A 12,718-nucleotide genomic window follows, 5' to 3' on the forward strand; every position below is an offset into this window, starting at 1 on the left:
GGTTCTGTGGGATGACCGGCCATTCACCTCCGACCGTCGACGACGGTGTCGTTAGGACTGGAGGTACGCGACGACGGCCAGGACACGTCGATGTGTTTCCCGGTCGTGCGCCAAGCCGAGTTTGCCGAAGATGCTGGCCACATGTTTCTCGACGGATCCCTCCGAGATGTGCAGCGCCGTGGCGATGGAGGTGTTCGAGCGGCCTTCGGCCATGGCGGTGAGGACCTGCTGTTCGCGGTCGGTGAGGGTTTGCAGGCGCGGCCCGTGGCCACCGCGACTGAGCAGTTGCCGGACGACTTCGGGGTCGATGACGGTCCCGCCGGATCCGACACGGTGCACTGCTTCGAGGAAGTCGGCGATGTCGGCGACTCGATCCTTGAGCAGGTAGCCGATGCCACGGATGTCGGAGCCGAGCAGGTCGGTGGCGTACTGGGCGACGACGTATTGCGACAGCAGCAACACGGCGACGCTGGGATGCTGCTCGCGGATCGTGCGCGCAGCGCGTAGGCCCTCATCGGTGAAGGTCGGCGGCATCCGTATGTCGACGATGGCCAGGTCGGGGCGATGGGCGGCGACCATGGTCAGCAGCCCGCCGGGATCGGACACGCCGGCCTCCACCTGATGCCCTTTGTCGGTGAGCAGCCGGGTCAGTCCGTCGCGTAGCAGGACGGCGTCTTCAGCGATCACTATCCGCACGGCAACTCCACGGTGATCAGGGTCGGCCCGTTTACGGGGCTGGAAATCGCGATGGTGCCCCCGATGCTGTCGACCCGGTCCGTCAGCCCGGCCAGGCCGCCCGTGGGGTTCGGGGCGGCTCCGCCGACCCCGTTGTCACCGACTTGTACGCGCAGCCGGGTGGCCGATCGCCCGATTCGGACCCATCCGGCGGTGGCCGCGCTGTGCTTGCACAGATTGGCCAGGAGTTCGCCGACGCAGAAGTACGCGGTGGCTTCGACCGCTGCGGGTGGCCGGCTGTCGAGGGTGATGTCGGCGGAGACCGGGATCGGGCATCGGGCGGTCAGTACGGGGATCGCGCCGGTGAGGCCGGTGTCGGTCAGGACGGCCGGATAGATGCCGCGGGCTAGTTCTCGCAGCTCGACGAGCGCTTGCTTGGCTTCGTCGTGGGCGGCGGCGACCCGGATCGCTGCCTGTCGGGGGTCGGCGCCTTGTTCGAGTTCTTCGCGGGCGCGCCCGAGTTCCATGGCCAGGGCCACCATGCGTACCTGCGCGCCGTCGTGCAGGTCTCGTTCGATGCGTCGCAGATGCGCGCCGGCCTGTTCCACGGCGTTGTCCCGGCGCCGCTGCAGCGTGCGCACCTGGTCATCGTGGTGGCTTCCGAGGGTGAGAATTCGCAGTCGCCACCGGTCCAGGCTGGTGAATCCGTGCACCAGCCACGGTGCCGCGAGCACCCCGGCGATGCCGATGACGGAGACGAGCAGCGGGTGGGGCCACTGGTCGGGGTGCCAGCGCCAGGACGAAGTCAGCTGGATCGCGTCGAAGTGGTGGCCGTCGCGCAGTGGAGGGATCAGATACCAGGCCGGGTACGCCGCCATCAGCAGCGACAGTGCCCACCACAATGACACGACGTACGCCTGGGCGATGCCGAACGGCACGCTAGTCACGGCGTACAGCAGGCAGAGCCAGCTCGTCCGGTCGGCAAGCGCGTCGCGGACCCAGCCGGTCAGTCCGGCACGGGTCCTTGCTCGGGCGGGCGGCATCGCGATGGTCAGCCCAAGGATCCGGCGAGCACGCAGCCGTTCGATCGCGCCGATCCCGCGAGCGCTGCTCACCACTGCTGCCAGCGCCGCCAGACCGATCACCGTGATGCTGGCTATCGCGGCGTAGAACGCGGCCAGCACAACGACTACACAGGCGGCCGCGACCAATGGGCCCAGCAGCAGATATCCGGTCTCCCGCCACGTGCGGGCCCGCACCGGCTCCGTCATCAACCGCCGAAAGACGTTCATCGACCTTCCCATGTCCGCATCCCGCGTCGACGCTGAAGCAGCCAGTACCCGGCGAACAGGGCGGCACTGTTGAGCAGGTACAGCAGCTCCACACCGCCGCCGTGGCCCAGGCCGAACTCCGGAGCGTCCAGCTGGACGTGTATCAGCGCGTTGCCGTAGTCGGTGCCCGCATCCGTGTCCATCGACAGTACGCAGTCCATGACCCAGTTCCACGTCGTGTGAAACCCGATCGCCAACCACAGTGCGCCGGTGGACAACCTGGTCAAGACCAGGAACCCGGCCATGAGCATGATGTCGGCCAGCAACACCACCACGAACCACACCGACGTCGGTGGCTCGGCGAAATGCAGAATCGCGAAGATCAGGCTCGACACCAATGCCGCCCTACGCATCGGCCAACCATCAGCCAGAGTCTGCAGAACGTACCCCCGGAACGCCAGCTCCTGCACGAACGCACTCGTCGCGTACATGAACAACCCCGCCGAGAGCAGGACCGCCATGGCCCCAGGCCCTCGATCCGAAAGCTCCGATCCGGCAACTCGTGCCCACCCGAGGGAGCCTGCCACCGCGAACACCACCAGCATCGACCCTGTGCCGACGGCAAGCCCGAGGACAGCGTGACGCCACCGCCACGTCGACACCCCGATCTGGTGCCAGGCACGGCGATCGACGAGGCGTCGAAACGCGTACGTCGCGGCCAACGCGAAAGCCACGACACCCGCGTGCCCGGCCACGTTCATCACCAGCGACCCGCGCATCAAGCTGCTCAGTACGCCCGTCGTCCCGATCAGAACGATCAGGTACGCCGCGACCCGCCACCCGCGACGCGGCCGACCCCCGGCTTCGGCGAACACCCGGACCAGCCAATTCCGAGATCGCGATGCCAGCGCCACATCGGACGCGTCAACCACGGTCCTCATTCCGCACCTCCCTGCGTCATCAGTTCTCTCCGACGACGCTAAAAGCGCGGGCCGCCAGCCGGTACGCGGTTGCCCTCCAACAATTGTGGGGGCTAACCCCCACAAAGCCGGGTGGATGTCGGGTGATCGCCCGCATCCACCCATCGCTCGACGCGAATCGGTCAGATTTCGAGAAGCCCGCACCGGCGGCCGTGACTAGCGTGCCCTCAAGGGATGTCGCTGGACGAAAGGAGTGGGCCAATGCAAGAGAACAAGACGGTACGGCAGATTCACCGCTGGTGCTCGGTCGCCTTCACCATCGCTGTCATCATCGACTTCGTTGCCATCATGCTGGGCTATTACCGCGACGAGTCGGCGCTGTGGGTGTTCTATCTGCCGCTGCCTCCGCTGGCCGTGCAATTGTTCACCGGGCTTTACCTGTTCGTCCTGCCCTACCTCGGCAGACGGCGTACGCCGCGACGTGCCGACACGGCGTGAAAGCCGCAATGACGTTGCCGGCCGAATAGACTGGTGATCGACTTTCGACCTCGCCGACGAGAAGTGGAGAGCGATTCAGAATGGCAGACAAGCCTGCCGCTGAGCAGATCGACGACATCATCGCCGGCCTCGACGACTGGCGAGGCGAGACGCTGACCCGGCTTCGGTCATTGATCAACAAGGCCGACCCTGCCCTCGTCGAAGAGGTCAAGTGGAAGATGCCTTCCAGGCCGGAGGGCATCCCGGTGTGGACCTACAACGGGATCGTGTGCATCATCGAGCCGTTCAAGCAGGCGGTGAAGCTGACCTTCTTCAAGGGCGCTCAGCTGACGGACCCTGACAAGTTGTTCAACGCCCGCCTGAAGAGCAGAACGGACCGCGCGATCGACTTTCGCCAGGACTCTCCGATCGACGCGACCGCGGTGAAGGCGATGGTGCGTCAGGCGGTCGAATTGAACAAGCCCTCCTGACATAACCAGCCTGCACCGCTGGCCTGACCTGGCCTGTTACGGCTCAAAAGATTTTCGCGGCCAGGGTGTCGGATTCGCCGGACGCCGTTCGTAGCGTAGGTGAACACGGACACCGGGTCCGGCCGAGTAAGGGAGTCAACGTGCCCGAATACCTCATCTATTTCAATCAGCAGTGGGTGGGCGACCACTCCGAGGAGTGGTTCCGTGGGCGTGGGCCGCTGTCCAGGGCGGTCGTCGACGAGATCAAGGCTGCCGGGGAGTACGTCTTCGCCGGAGGTCTGGAGGAGGAGGACGGCCCGGTCTTCAGCGCCGACGCGACGAGCGGCACGGTGTTGTTCTCCGACGGCCCCTACGTCGAGACCAAGGAGTTCCTGGGCGGGTTCACCATCGTGAAAGTGGCCGACGAGGCGGCTGCCAGGATGTGGGCCGGCAAGATCGCCGAGGCGTGCGGCTGGCCGCAGGAGGTTCGCCGCTTCAAGCCGCGCCGCGAAGCCCAGGGCTGACATCGCGAAGCCCCTGGACGGACCCTGGACACAAGGCCGATGCGACTCCGGGCACCCCGCCGGCCGCGGGGTGCCCGGAGTTATATCAGGGGGCTTCAGAGAGCCCGGGCGAGCAGCTCCTTCATGATCTCGTTCGTACCGCCGTAGATCTTTTGCGCGCGTGCGTCGGCGTACATGCGGGCGATGGGGTACTCGGTCATGTATCCGTATCCGCCGAAGAGCTGCAGACAGCGGTCGATGACGGTGCACTGCGACTCGGTCAGGTGGAACTTGGCCATCGCGGCGGTGGGCAGGTCGAGGTCCCCCGCGAGGTGCCGCTCGACGCAGTCGTCGAGGAAGGTTCGCCCGGTGCGTACCAGGGCGGCGCATTCGGCCAGGGTGAAGCGGGTGTTCTGCTGGGCGTACAACGGCTTGCCGAACGCGTGCCGCTCCTTGGTGTAGGCGGTGGTCAGCGCGAGCGCGCGCTCCATCGCCGCGACCGCGCCGACGGCGATGACCAGGCGTTCCTGCGGCAGCTGCTGCATCATCTGGAAGAAGCCCTGGCCGGGTACGCCGCCGAGGACGGCGTCGGCGGGCACCCGCAGGTCGTCGAAGAACAGTTCGGCCGTGTCGTTGGCCTGCAGGCCGATCTTGTGCAGGGTACGGCCGCGCCGGAAACCGGGCGGGTCGTCGCGCAGGTCGCAGACCAGTAGCGAGATGCCGGCGGCGCCCTCGTCGCGGTCGGTCTTGACGGCGAGCAGAAGCAGATCGGCCAGGCGACCGTTGGTGATGAACGTCTTGGCGCCGTTGACGAGCAATGCGTCGCCGTCAGGCTTGGCCCAGGTACGCATCGACTGGAGGTCGGAGCCGCCGGACGGTTCGGTCATGGCGATCGCGCCGACGAGTTCCCCGCTGCACAGCCCGGGCAGGTAGGCGCTCTTCTGCTCGTCGGTTCCGTACGCGGTCAGGTAGCCGGTGACGATGCCGCTGTGCACGGCCAGCCCCAGGCTGGCGTCTCCGGCGTAGGTCTGCTGCTCGAACAGGACGGTCTCGTGGCTGAAGTCGCCGCCGCCACCGCCGAAGTCCTCCGGTACGGACAGGCCGAGCAGGCCGAGGGCACCGGCGTGGTGGTAGAGCGCACGGTCGGTGTGCCCCTGCGCGGCGAACTCGTCTTCGCGAGGCATCACCTCCCGGGTGAAGAACGTGGCTACCGTCTCGGCCAGCGCGTGATGATCGGGGGTACGCCAGCGAGACTGGTAGCCGCCGAGCCCTGGAACCGTTGCGGGCATGGGACCTCCCAAAGTCTCAACCAGCTTTTCCAGCTGTTGGCAGATTGTCAATAGCGGTCTCGGTGATCAGCTGCACGCAGCCGTCGGGGTCGTCGCCGAACGGCAGATGACCGCAGCCAGGCAGGCGTACATGACGCGCGGCCGGCAGTGCGGCCGCGGCTCGCCCGGCCTGGCGTACCGGCAGTATCAGGTCCCGACTCCCCCACACGATCGTGACCGGGATGCCCGCCAGCGCGGCGGGATCGCCGAACCGGTGCTCCGCGAACGCCGCCCGGGCCGCCCCGAAGCCGGGCGCCGCCGCCAGCGCGCGAGCGTCGTCGAGTCCGGTCACCGGATCGATCCGGCTCGGCCGTCCGTAGAACAGTCCGAACAGGACGATCCGGCCCGCCGCCGTCGCCGCGAGCCGTGGCAGCGACGGTCCGAGCACGCGGGCGAGGCGGTGGCCCGTCTCGACCGACGCTTGACACCAACGGCGTCCCAGCGGACCCCAGAAACCGATGGGCGCGAACGCCGTCACCGACTGGGCTACGCCGCGCCGACCCAGCTCCAGCGCGACGCCACCGCCCAGCGAGCTGCCGACGACATGGCAAGGCCGGCCTGCCAGCTCGGCGACGGCATCGGCAAAGGCCGCCACGTCAGCGCCCGTGCCGACCGGCGAGCCGCCGAACCCGGGCAGGTCAACGGCGAGCACTTCGAAGCGGGCCTCCAGCGCGGGCAGGATGGGGCGCCACAGCTGCCAGGTGCCGCCGATGCCGTGGATCAGGACGAGCAGCTCACCCGAGCCGCCGCGGTAATGCGAGAGCATCACGCCACGGTAGTTGTTGACAGGCCGACAACAACAGGGCACGGTTTCGGCATGTCCCCCGACGGCCGGACCATCGACTCCGAATTCGACTATGACGTGCTCGTCATCGGCTCGGGTTTCGGCGGCAGCGTCAGCGCGCTGCGGTTGACCGAGAAGGGCTACCGCCTCGGCGTACTGGAGACCGGCCGCCGGTTCGCCGACGCCGACTTCGCCAAGACGTCCTGGCGGCTGCGCGACTACCTGTTCGCCCCGGCGCTGGGCTGCTACGGCATCCTGCGGATGACCGTGCTCCCGGACGTTCTGGTGATGACGGGCGCGGGCGTCGGCGGCGGATCGCTCGGCTACGCCAACACCCTCTACCAGCCGCCGGACGTGTTCTTCACCGACCCGCAGTGGGCGGGCATCACCGACTGGAAGCGCGAGCTGGCACCGTACTACGACCAGGCCACCCGGATGCTCGGCGTCGCCGCCAATCCGGTGGTGACGCCGTCGGACGAGGTGCTGCGCGCCGTCGCCGACGACATGGGCGTCGGGCACACGTTCCGGTCGACTCCGGTCGGCGTCCTGTTCGGAGCCGCGCCGGGTCAGCCGGTGCCCGACCCGTACTTCGGCGGGGTCGGGCCGACCCGGACTACTTGCACCTTCTGCGGGTCGTGCATGACCGGCTGCCGGGTCGGCGCCAAGAACACCACCGTCAAGAACTACCTTTACCTCGCCGAACAGGCCGGTGCCGAGGTACATCCGCTGACCACGGCGGTGTCGGTGGCCCCGCTCCCGGCCGGCGGATACGCGGTGCGCACTGTGCGTACCAGTGGCAGATTGCGCAAACGGTCGCGCACCTTCACCGCGGAGCAGGTGATCATGGCGGCGGGGGCGCTCGGCACGCAGCGGCTGCTGCACCACATGAAGCGCGCAGGCGCGCTGCCGCACCTGTCCGACCGGCTCGGTGAGCTGAGCCGTACCAACTCCGAGTCGATCCTCGGCCCGCGGACCCGCCGCGACGATCGGGACTTCAGTCACGGCGTGGCCATCACCTCGTCGTTCCATCCCGACGGTGACACTCATGTCGAGCCGGTGCGCTACGGCCCCGGCAGCAACCTCCTCGGCCTGATGGCGGCGGTGCTGATCGGCGACACCGGCCGGACGCCGCGCTGGCTGGCCGGACTCGGCAGGACCCTGGCGAGCTGGCGAGACTGGCCCCGGCTGCTGTGGCCGCGCCGCTGGTCGCAGCAGACGATCGTGCTGCTGGCCATGCAACCCAAGGACAACTCGATCACGGTCCGCGGCAGGCGCGGCCCCTTCGGCGGCCAGCGCCTGACCAGCCGCCCGGGCATCGGCGACCCCGCGCCGTTGTTCATCCCCGTCGCGCACGAGGTCACCCGCCGTGTCGCCGAGAAGATCGACGGCGTGCCGATCGGGTCGGTCACCGAACTCGCGGGAAGGCCGGTCACCGGCCACTTCCTCGGCGGCGCCCCCATCGGCGTCGACGCCGCACACGGCGTCGTCGACGCGTACCATCGCGTCTTCGGACACGCTGGCCTGCACATCGTCGACGGCGCTGTGGTGGCGGCCAACCTCGGGGTCAACCCCTCGCTGACCATCTGCGCGCTGGCGGAGCGGGCGCTGGCGATGTGGCCCAACAAGGGCGAGGCTGACGCGAGGCCCGCGCTCGGCGATGCCTACCAGCTTGTACGCGCGGTGGCGCCGATCGCGCCGGTGGTGCCCGACGGGGCTCCCGGGCGGCTTCAGCTGCCTGGCCACGGTGCCGCTACGTCATAATGGCTGATTGTGTCTGCCAGAAACACCGCGACCGCCCATGATGTGATGCCGCGTGGCCGCCGGCTGGAGCCCGACGCGCGGCGCGAACAGATCCTGGCCTGCGCGGTGCGGCTGTTCGGCGAGCGCCCGTACGCCGAGGTCAGCACGACCGACATCGGCAACGCCGCGGGCGTGGCCCGCGGCCTGATCAACCACTACTTCGGCACCAAGAAGGGCCTGTACCTGGAGTCGGTGCGGGTGCTGGTGACGATCCCGGCCGTCGCGGTCGAGCAGCTCCCGCAGGGCGATCTGGCGACCCGGGTGGACGCCAGCGTGGCCTGGTTCCTCGACGTGGTGTCGCGGCACAGCCGATCATGGCTGGCGGCGGTCGACGGCGGCGGGGTCGGCCGGGACCCCGACGTCGAGCGGGTGCTGGCCGAGGCGGACGAGGTCGCCGTCGACAGCATCCTGGTAGCGGTCGGGCTGGCGGAGTCGACCCGGACCGAGGTGCGGGCCATGGTCCGGGCGTACTGCGGACTCGCCAAGGCGACGGCGCGCGAGTGGCTGGAGCGGGGCGCGCTCGATCGCAAGCAGGCGCACCGGCTGCTCGGCACGACATTGATCGCACTAGTGGAGCAGGTCATCCCGCGCTAGTCGGCCCACGACCCTATTGGCAGGCCGTCAACAAGTTGATACGGTCCGGCCGTGACACGGGTTGCCATCATCGGGGCCGGCTTCGGCGGCATCGCCGCGGCACACCTGCTGCGCCAGGCCGGGTTCACGGACCTGACCGTCTTCGACCGGGGCGACGACGTCGGCGGGGTGTGGCGCGACAACACCTATCCCGGGTGCGCCTGCGACATTCCGGCACCGCTGTACTCGTACTCGTTCGCCGTCAATCCAGATTGGACCCAGCGCTTCCCGCCGCAGTCCGAGATCCTCGCTTACCTGCGGCGATGCGTACGCGACTTCGGGCTGACGCCGCATCTGCGGCTCGGCCAGACGATCACCGACGCGGTGTGGACCGGAACGAGCTGGCGGCTCACCGGGGCCGACGGTCGCACCGAGGAGTTCGACGTCCTCATCCCGGCCCTGGGCCAGTTGTCGGAACCGATCGTGCCGAGGCTCGAAGGCGCGGCCGACTTCGACGGGCAGGCGGTGCACACGGCCCAATGGAGCCCGGCGGTGGCGGTAGCCGGGCGACGGGTCGGCGTGATCGGAACCGGGGCCAGCGCGATCCAGCTGGTGCCTGCGATCGCCGATGCTGCGGCGAGCGTGGTCGTATTCCAGCGCTCCGCTCCGTGGACGCTGCCGAAACCCAACCGCCGCTATGGCCGGGTACGCCGGGCGCTGAACCGTCGGCTGCCCGGACTGATGCGCGCATCGCGGGCGGGCACCTGGCTGCTGACGGTCGTCACCGGCAAGGCCGTCACCGGCAACCCGCTCGCCCGGTACGCGGTGGGAGCAGTCTCGCGTACGCAGCGGTTCGTCCAGGCGCGACAGTTGGGTAGCCAGGTCAGGCCCGACTACGCGATGGGCTGCAAACGAGTGCTGTTCACCGGCGACTGGTTCCGCACCCTGCGCCGCCCCGATGTGCGGCTGGTCACCGTAGGGATCGAACGGCTGACGGCGACCGGCGTACGCACCACCGACGGCGTCGATCATCCGCTCGACCTGCTGGTCTACGGGACCGGCTTCGCCGCGACGGAGTTCCTGGCGTCGCTGCGGGTGTACGGGCGCGACGGGCGATATTTGGCCGACGAGTGGCGTGCGGGTGCGTACGCCCACCTCGGCATCGCGGTTCCCGGATTTCCCAACCTGTTCCTGATGTACGGGCCCAACACCAACACCGGCAACACGTCGGTCGTGTACTTCCACGAAGCGCAGGCGCGTTACATCGTCCAAGCGGTACGGGCAGTGGACGCGTCCGGTCCACTAGAGGTACGCGACGAGGTCGCGACGGCGTTCGACGCGGAGATGCAGAGCCGGCTGACCGGCAGTATCTGGTCAGGCTGCGAGAGCTGGTATCGCACCGGCACGGGCCGCATCGTCACCAACTGGCCCGGTTCGGCAGCCGAGTACCGCTCCCGTACCCGCCGCTTCCGCTCCGCCGACTACACATCGCTGGAGCCGGCCCCGGTCGCAACAGCACCGTCACCGGCGCGAACCTGAGCACCAGCCCCGGCGCCTATTCGGCCGCGAGCCGTTCTGATCCGAAGAGCATCCGAAAATCCGCGGCGGTCACGGCGAGCAGCGGTCGGCGTCCGGCCAGAAAGCCCAGCGGTCCATCGGCAGCGAGCTGCCAGGTGAGGTGGGCCGGGCCGCAGCGGGCGCGGGCGCGTACCGGCGTGGTCAACGCACGCCCGGCCAGCGCCTGAGTCACCTTGAACCCGATGGGCAGCCGCAGCGCCAGGCGTGATCGCCGGATCGTCCCGATGGCGATCGCGTGCCCGGCGACGACGGCCGCGGCATCGGTCTCGGTCAGCTCGAATTCGGCCAGCTCCTTGGGGATGCCCCACAACTCGCGGCCGCCGTCGCGCGAATCAGCGCTGTCGACCCAGATGTGGGTGATCGTGACACGGGGCCGCAGCCCCGCCCGCATCAGCACCGCACTCAGCAGCTCGCGATAGGCCATGTCCCCGCCGGACCGGTAGTCCACCCACGCGGTGCCGACCAGCGCGTACCGTCCGATGCGGACCAGCCGCACGGCGGCGGTCACCTCCGGCGGGATCGACGGCAGATCCGCGACCGGCACGAGCCACACCGAGACGTGCAGCTGGCCGCGAAGCGACCACGGTTGCGGTGGATACGCCATCCCGCCTCCCTCCGCTGTGCTCGGCCGAGGTGGGCACTCTATCGCTCTTGACCGCCTGCCAACAACGCCGAGCACGGCGGGGGGCGGATCGCTTGAGTGTTCCCGCCCCTTGCCCGTACCACCTGGGTTGCCGGAGTGTTGGACGATAGGGACGGGAGGTTGCGGTGTCGCAAGAGGAGCGAGATGCCCGGCTGGGCCTCACAGGTCTGACCCCGGAGCAACGCCGACAGCGGATCGCGCAGCTGGAGCGCGAGTTGGCCGAGCGGTACGCGGCGGCGAAGGCGGACCTGGCTGCCCGGCGGGCCGCGCGGCCGAAGTCTCCAGAGGCCGGAACGCGCTGATGTCTCGGCCGCGAGGGCCGAGACATCAGCGATCGTGCTGCCGAGCGGAAGCCGGGCCGCGATCTCGGAGCGTCAGTAGAGCAGGAACGGCTGACGCTGCCGCTCGAACCCCGTCAGCTCGTCCGACCAGGCGCCGACCACGTCGTCCACGTCCGCGCCCGCGTCGATCATCGTGCGCAGCCGGGTTGAGCCGGTGAGCTTGTCGACCCAGTACGGGCGGACGGGATCGTAGGAGTCGTAGCGCCAGGCGAACGCCGGATACTTGCGCGCTTCCACGAGCATCGCCACGGCGGTGCGGATCGGGTCGTACGCGGCCCGGTCGACGACCTTGACCTCCACGCCGGCGCAGAGCTGGTTGAGCATCGGCGGGTGCTGACCGGCGATCGTCGGGACGAAGTACGCCTCCCGGAATCGCACGCCCGGCAGTTCGCGGGCGTTGAGCCGGTCGGACCAGTGGTAGTCGAAGTCGGTCGCCAGGCCGCCGATCAGCTCGAACGGGCGCGCAGTGCCACGACCCTCGCTGATGGACGAGACGCCTTCGAACAGGCCGGTGCCCGGGTACACCAGGGCGGTGTCGGGGGTGGGCATGTTGGGGCTGGGCATGACCCAGGGGAGGTCCAGGTCCGCGGCGAACATCGTGCGCTTCCAGTGCCGCAGGGCCACCACTTCGAGGTCGACCGACCGGCCCGCCTCGGCCGGCAGGAACACGGCGTTGAAGTAGCGGGCGAGCTCGCCGACGGTCATGCCGTGCTGCTGCACGATCTCCTTCAGACCGACGCCCGAGGTGTACGGCGCCGTCATCAGCGGGCCGTACGCCTTGCCGCCGATCGGATTGGGCCGGTCGAGGACGACGTAGCGCAGGCCCAGCCGGGCCGCCACGACCATCGACGTGTACATCGTCCAGATGTAGGTGTAGAAGCGGACTCCCACGTCCTGGATGTCGAAGACAAGGGTGTCCACGTTGGCCGAAGTGAGCATCTGCGCCCACTTGGCCTGCGAGGCACCGTAGGCGTCATACACGGTGATGCCGGTACGTGCGTCGATCCCGGTCCCCTCGCTGCCACCGGCCTGAGCCGAGCCGCGGAAGCCGTGCTCGGGCCCGAACGCGGCGAGGTGGCTCACGGAGCCGGATTCGTGGATGAGATCGACGAGATGGCGATAGTCGGAGTCGACGCCCGTCGGGTTGGACAGCACGCCCACCCTCCGGCCGGCGAGGGTCGCGAAGTCATCCGCGACCAGGCGGTCAAGCCCAGTGTCGACGCGGCGGGCCGGCGGCGCGGCGGCGGCTGGTGCGGCCGACGTCATCGCCGCGCCCAGGGCGCCTGCGGCACCGGTGGCGAGAAGAGTTCTGCGCTGCAAGGTTCCTCCTACCGGTCAGGCTGCGATCCAGCGAA

Annotated in this window: 14 protein-coding genes; 7 read left to right on the plus strand and 7 right to left on the minus strand. The window is 69.0% G+C overall.

Going from position 1 to position 12,718, the window contains the following annotated elements:
• Nucleotides 1-51: 51 nt before the first annotated feature.
• Genes HDA40_RS12220 through HDA40_RS12230 form a run of 3 tightly spaced genes read right to left on the minus strand, consistent with a single transcriptional unit; the run spans nucleotide 52 to nucleotide 2,887 of the window.
• Nucleotides 52-696: a response regulator transcription factor gene (locus tag HDA40_RS12220; RefSeq protein WP_253755089.1), complete on the minus strand. Its 645-nt coding sequence runs from the start codon at nucleotides 694-696 to the stop codon at nucleotides 52-54.
• Nucleotides 687-1,967 (minus strand): sensor histidine kinase, encoded by a 1,281-nt coding sequence (locus HDA40_RS12225; protein WP_253755091.1) that lies wholly within the window; start codon nucleotides 1,965-1,967, stop codon nucleotides 687-689. The genes HDA40_RS12220 and HDA40_RS12225 overlap by 10 nt, the downstream gene beginning before the upstream one ends.
• A complete protein-coding gene (locus HDA40_RS12230; RefSeq protein ID WP_253755093.1) occupies nucleotides 1,964-2,887 on the minus strand; it encodes a CPBP family intramembrane glutamic endopeptidase in 924 nt (307 codons plus the stop codon). Before HDA40_RS12230 ends, HDA40_RS12225 begins: the two co-directional genes overlap by 4 nt.
• A gap of 240 nt (nucleotides 2,888-3,127) precedes the next feature.
• Between HDA40_RS12230 and HDA40_RS12235 the strand changes: the two genes are divergently transcribed.
• From HDA40_RS12235 to HDA40_RS42080, 3 genes are all read left to right on the plus strand, one after another.
• Nucleotides 3,128-3,364: a hypothetical protein gene (locus HDA40_RS12235; RefSeq protein ID WP_253755095.1), complete on the plus strand. Its 237-nt coding sequence runs from the start codon at nucleotides 3,128-3,130 to the stop codon at nucleotides 3,362-3,364.
• A gap of 80 nt (nucleotides 3,365-3,444) precedes the next feature.
• The gene (locus tag HDA40_RS12240) at nucleotides 3,445-3,834 is read left to right on the plus strand and encodes a DUF1801 domain-containing protein (protein ID WP_253755097.1); all 390 of its coding nucleotides are present in this window, start codon (nucleotides 3,445-3,447) and stop codon (nucleotides 3,832-3,834) included.
• A 140-nt stretch (nucleotides 3,835-3,974) separates the two neighbouring features.
• Nucleotides 3,975-4,337, plus strand: a complete 363-nt coding sequence (locus tag HDA40_RS42080) for a YciI family protein (protein ID WP_253755099.1) — start codon at nucleotides 3,975-3,977, stop codon at nucleotides 4,335-4,337.
• A gap of 95 nt (nucleotides 4,338-4,432) precedes the next feature.
• On the opposite strand, the gene HDA40_RS12250 is transcribed toward HDA40_RS42080, so the two are convergent.
• Nucleotides 4,433-5,605 carry an acyl-CoA dehydrogenase family protein gene (locus HDA40_RS12250; RefSeq protein WP_253755102.1) on the minus strand — a complete coding sequence of 391 codons (1,173 nt, stop codon included), beginning with the start codon at nucleotides 5,603-5,605 and terminating at the stop codon, nucleotides 4,433-4,435.
• Between the two features lie 16 nt (nucleotides 5,606-5,621).
• Entirely contained in the window at nucleotides 5,622-6,410 is a 789-nt protein-coding gene (locus HDA40_RS12255; protein WP_253755104.1) for an alpha/beta fold hydrolase, read from the minus strand.
• A gap of 51 nt (nucleotides 6,411-6,461) precedes the next feature.
• On the opposite strand from HDA40_RS12255, the gene HDA40_RS12260 reads away from it, so the two are divergent.
• From HDA40_RS12260 to HDA40_RS12270, 3 genes are read left to right on the plus strand one after another with little or no spacing between them, the layout of a single operon-like run.
• Nucleotides 6,462-8,189 (plus strand): GMC oxidoreductase, encoded by a 1,728-nt coding sequence (locus HDA40_RS12260; protein WP_253755106.1) that lies wholly within the window; start codon nucleotides 6,462-6,464, stop codon nucleotides 8,187-8,189.
• 9 nt (nucleotides 8,190-8,198) lie between these two features.
• On the plus strand, nucleotides 8,199-8,822 hold the full coding sequence (locus HDA40_RS12265; protein WP_253755108.1) for a TetR/AcrR family transcriptional regulator: 624 nt from the start codon (nucleotides 8,199-8,201) through the stop codon (nucleotides 8,820-8,822).
• Between the two features lie 51 nt (nucleotides 8,823-8,873).
• Nucleotides 8,874-10,340 carry a flavin-containing monooxygenase gene (locus HDA40_RS12270; protein WP_253755110.1) on the plus strand — a complete coding sequence of 489 codons (1,467 nt, stop codon included), beginning with the start codon at nucleotides 8,874-8,876 and terminating at the stop codon, nucleotides 10,338-10,340.
• A gap of 16 nt (nucleotides 10,341-10,356) precedes the next feature.
• On the opposite strand, the gene HDA40_RS12275 is transcribed toward HDA40_RS12270, so the two are convergent.
• On the minus strand, nucleotides 10,357-10,983 hold the full coding sequence (locus HDA40_RS12275; RefSeq protein ID WP_253755112.1) for an acetoacetate decarboxylase family protein: 627 nt from the start codon (nucleotides 10,981-10,983) through the stop codon (nucleotides 10,357-10,359).
• Between the two features lie 164 nt (nucleotides 10,984-11,147).
• Here HDA40_RS12275 and HDA40_RS12280 point away from each other — a divergent pair, with 164 nt between their 5' ends.
• The gene (locus HDA40_RS12280; RefSeq protein WP_253755114.1) at nucleotides 11,148-11,324 is read left to right on the plus strand and encodes a hypothetical protein; all 177 of its coding nucleotides are present in this window, start codon (nucleotides 11,148-11,150) and stop codon (nucleotides 11,322-11,324) included.
• A 72-nt stretch (nucleotides 11,325-11,396) separates the two neighbouring features.
• Here the strand turns inward: HDA40_RS12280 and HDA40_RS12285 are convergent, their stop codons facing one another.
• Complete coding sequence (locus HDA40_RS12285; RefSeq protein ID WP_253755116.1) at nucleotides 11,397-12,683, minus strand: exo-beta-N-acetylmuramidase NamZ family protein; 1,287 nt, start codon at nucleotides 12,681-12,683, stop codon at nucleotides 11,397-11,399.
• Between the last annotated feature and the right edge of the window lie 35 nt (nucleotides 12,684-12,718).

Source organism: Hamadaea flava, from assembly GCF_024172085.1.
In the GTDB taxonomy this organism is placed as follows: Bacteria; Actinomycetota; Actinomycetes; order Mycobacteriales; family Micromonosporaceae; genus Hamadaea; species Hamadaea flava.

Bases quoted from the DNA above. Each gene is read 5' to 3' on its own strand.
- HDA40_RS12225 (WP_253755091.1), bottom strand. From the start codon at position 1,967: ATGAACGTCTTTCGGCGGTTGATGACGGAGCCGGTGCGGGCCCGCACG.
- HDA40_RS12230 (WP_253755093.1), bottom strand. From the start codon at position 2,887: ATGAGGACCGTGGTTGACGCGTCCGATGTGGCGCTGGCATCGCGATCT.
- HDA40_RS12235 (WP_253755095.1), top strand. From the start codon at position 3,128: ATGCAAGAGAACAAGACGGTACGGCAGATTCACCGCTGGTGCTCGGTC.
- HDA40_RS12240 (WP_253755097.1), top strand. From the start codon at position 3,445: ATGGCAGACAAGCCTGCCGCTGAGCAGATCGACGACATCATCGCCGGC.
- HDA40_RS12250 (WP_253755102.1), bottom strand. From the start codon at position 5,605: ATGCCCGCAACGGTTCCAGGGCTCGGCGGCTACCAGTCTCGCTGGCGT.
- HDA40_RS12255 (WP_253755104.1), bottom strand. From the start codon at position 6,410: ATGCTCTCGCATTACCGCGGCGGCTCGGGTGAGCTGCTCGTCCTGATC.
- HDA40_RS12260 (WP_253755106.1), top strand. From the start codon at position 6,462: ATGTCCCCCGACGGCCGGACCATCGACTCCGAATTCGACTATGACGTG.
- HDA40_RS12275 (WP_253755112.1), bottom strand. From the start codon at position 10,983: ATGGCGTATCCACCGCAACCGTGGTCGCTTCGCGGCCAGCTGCACGTC.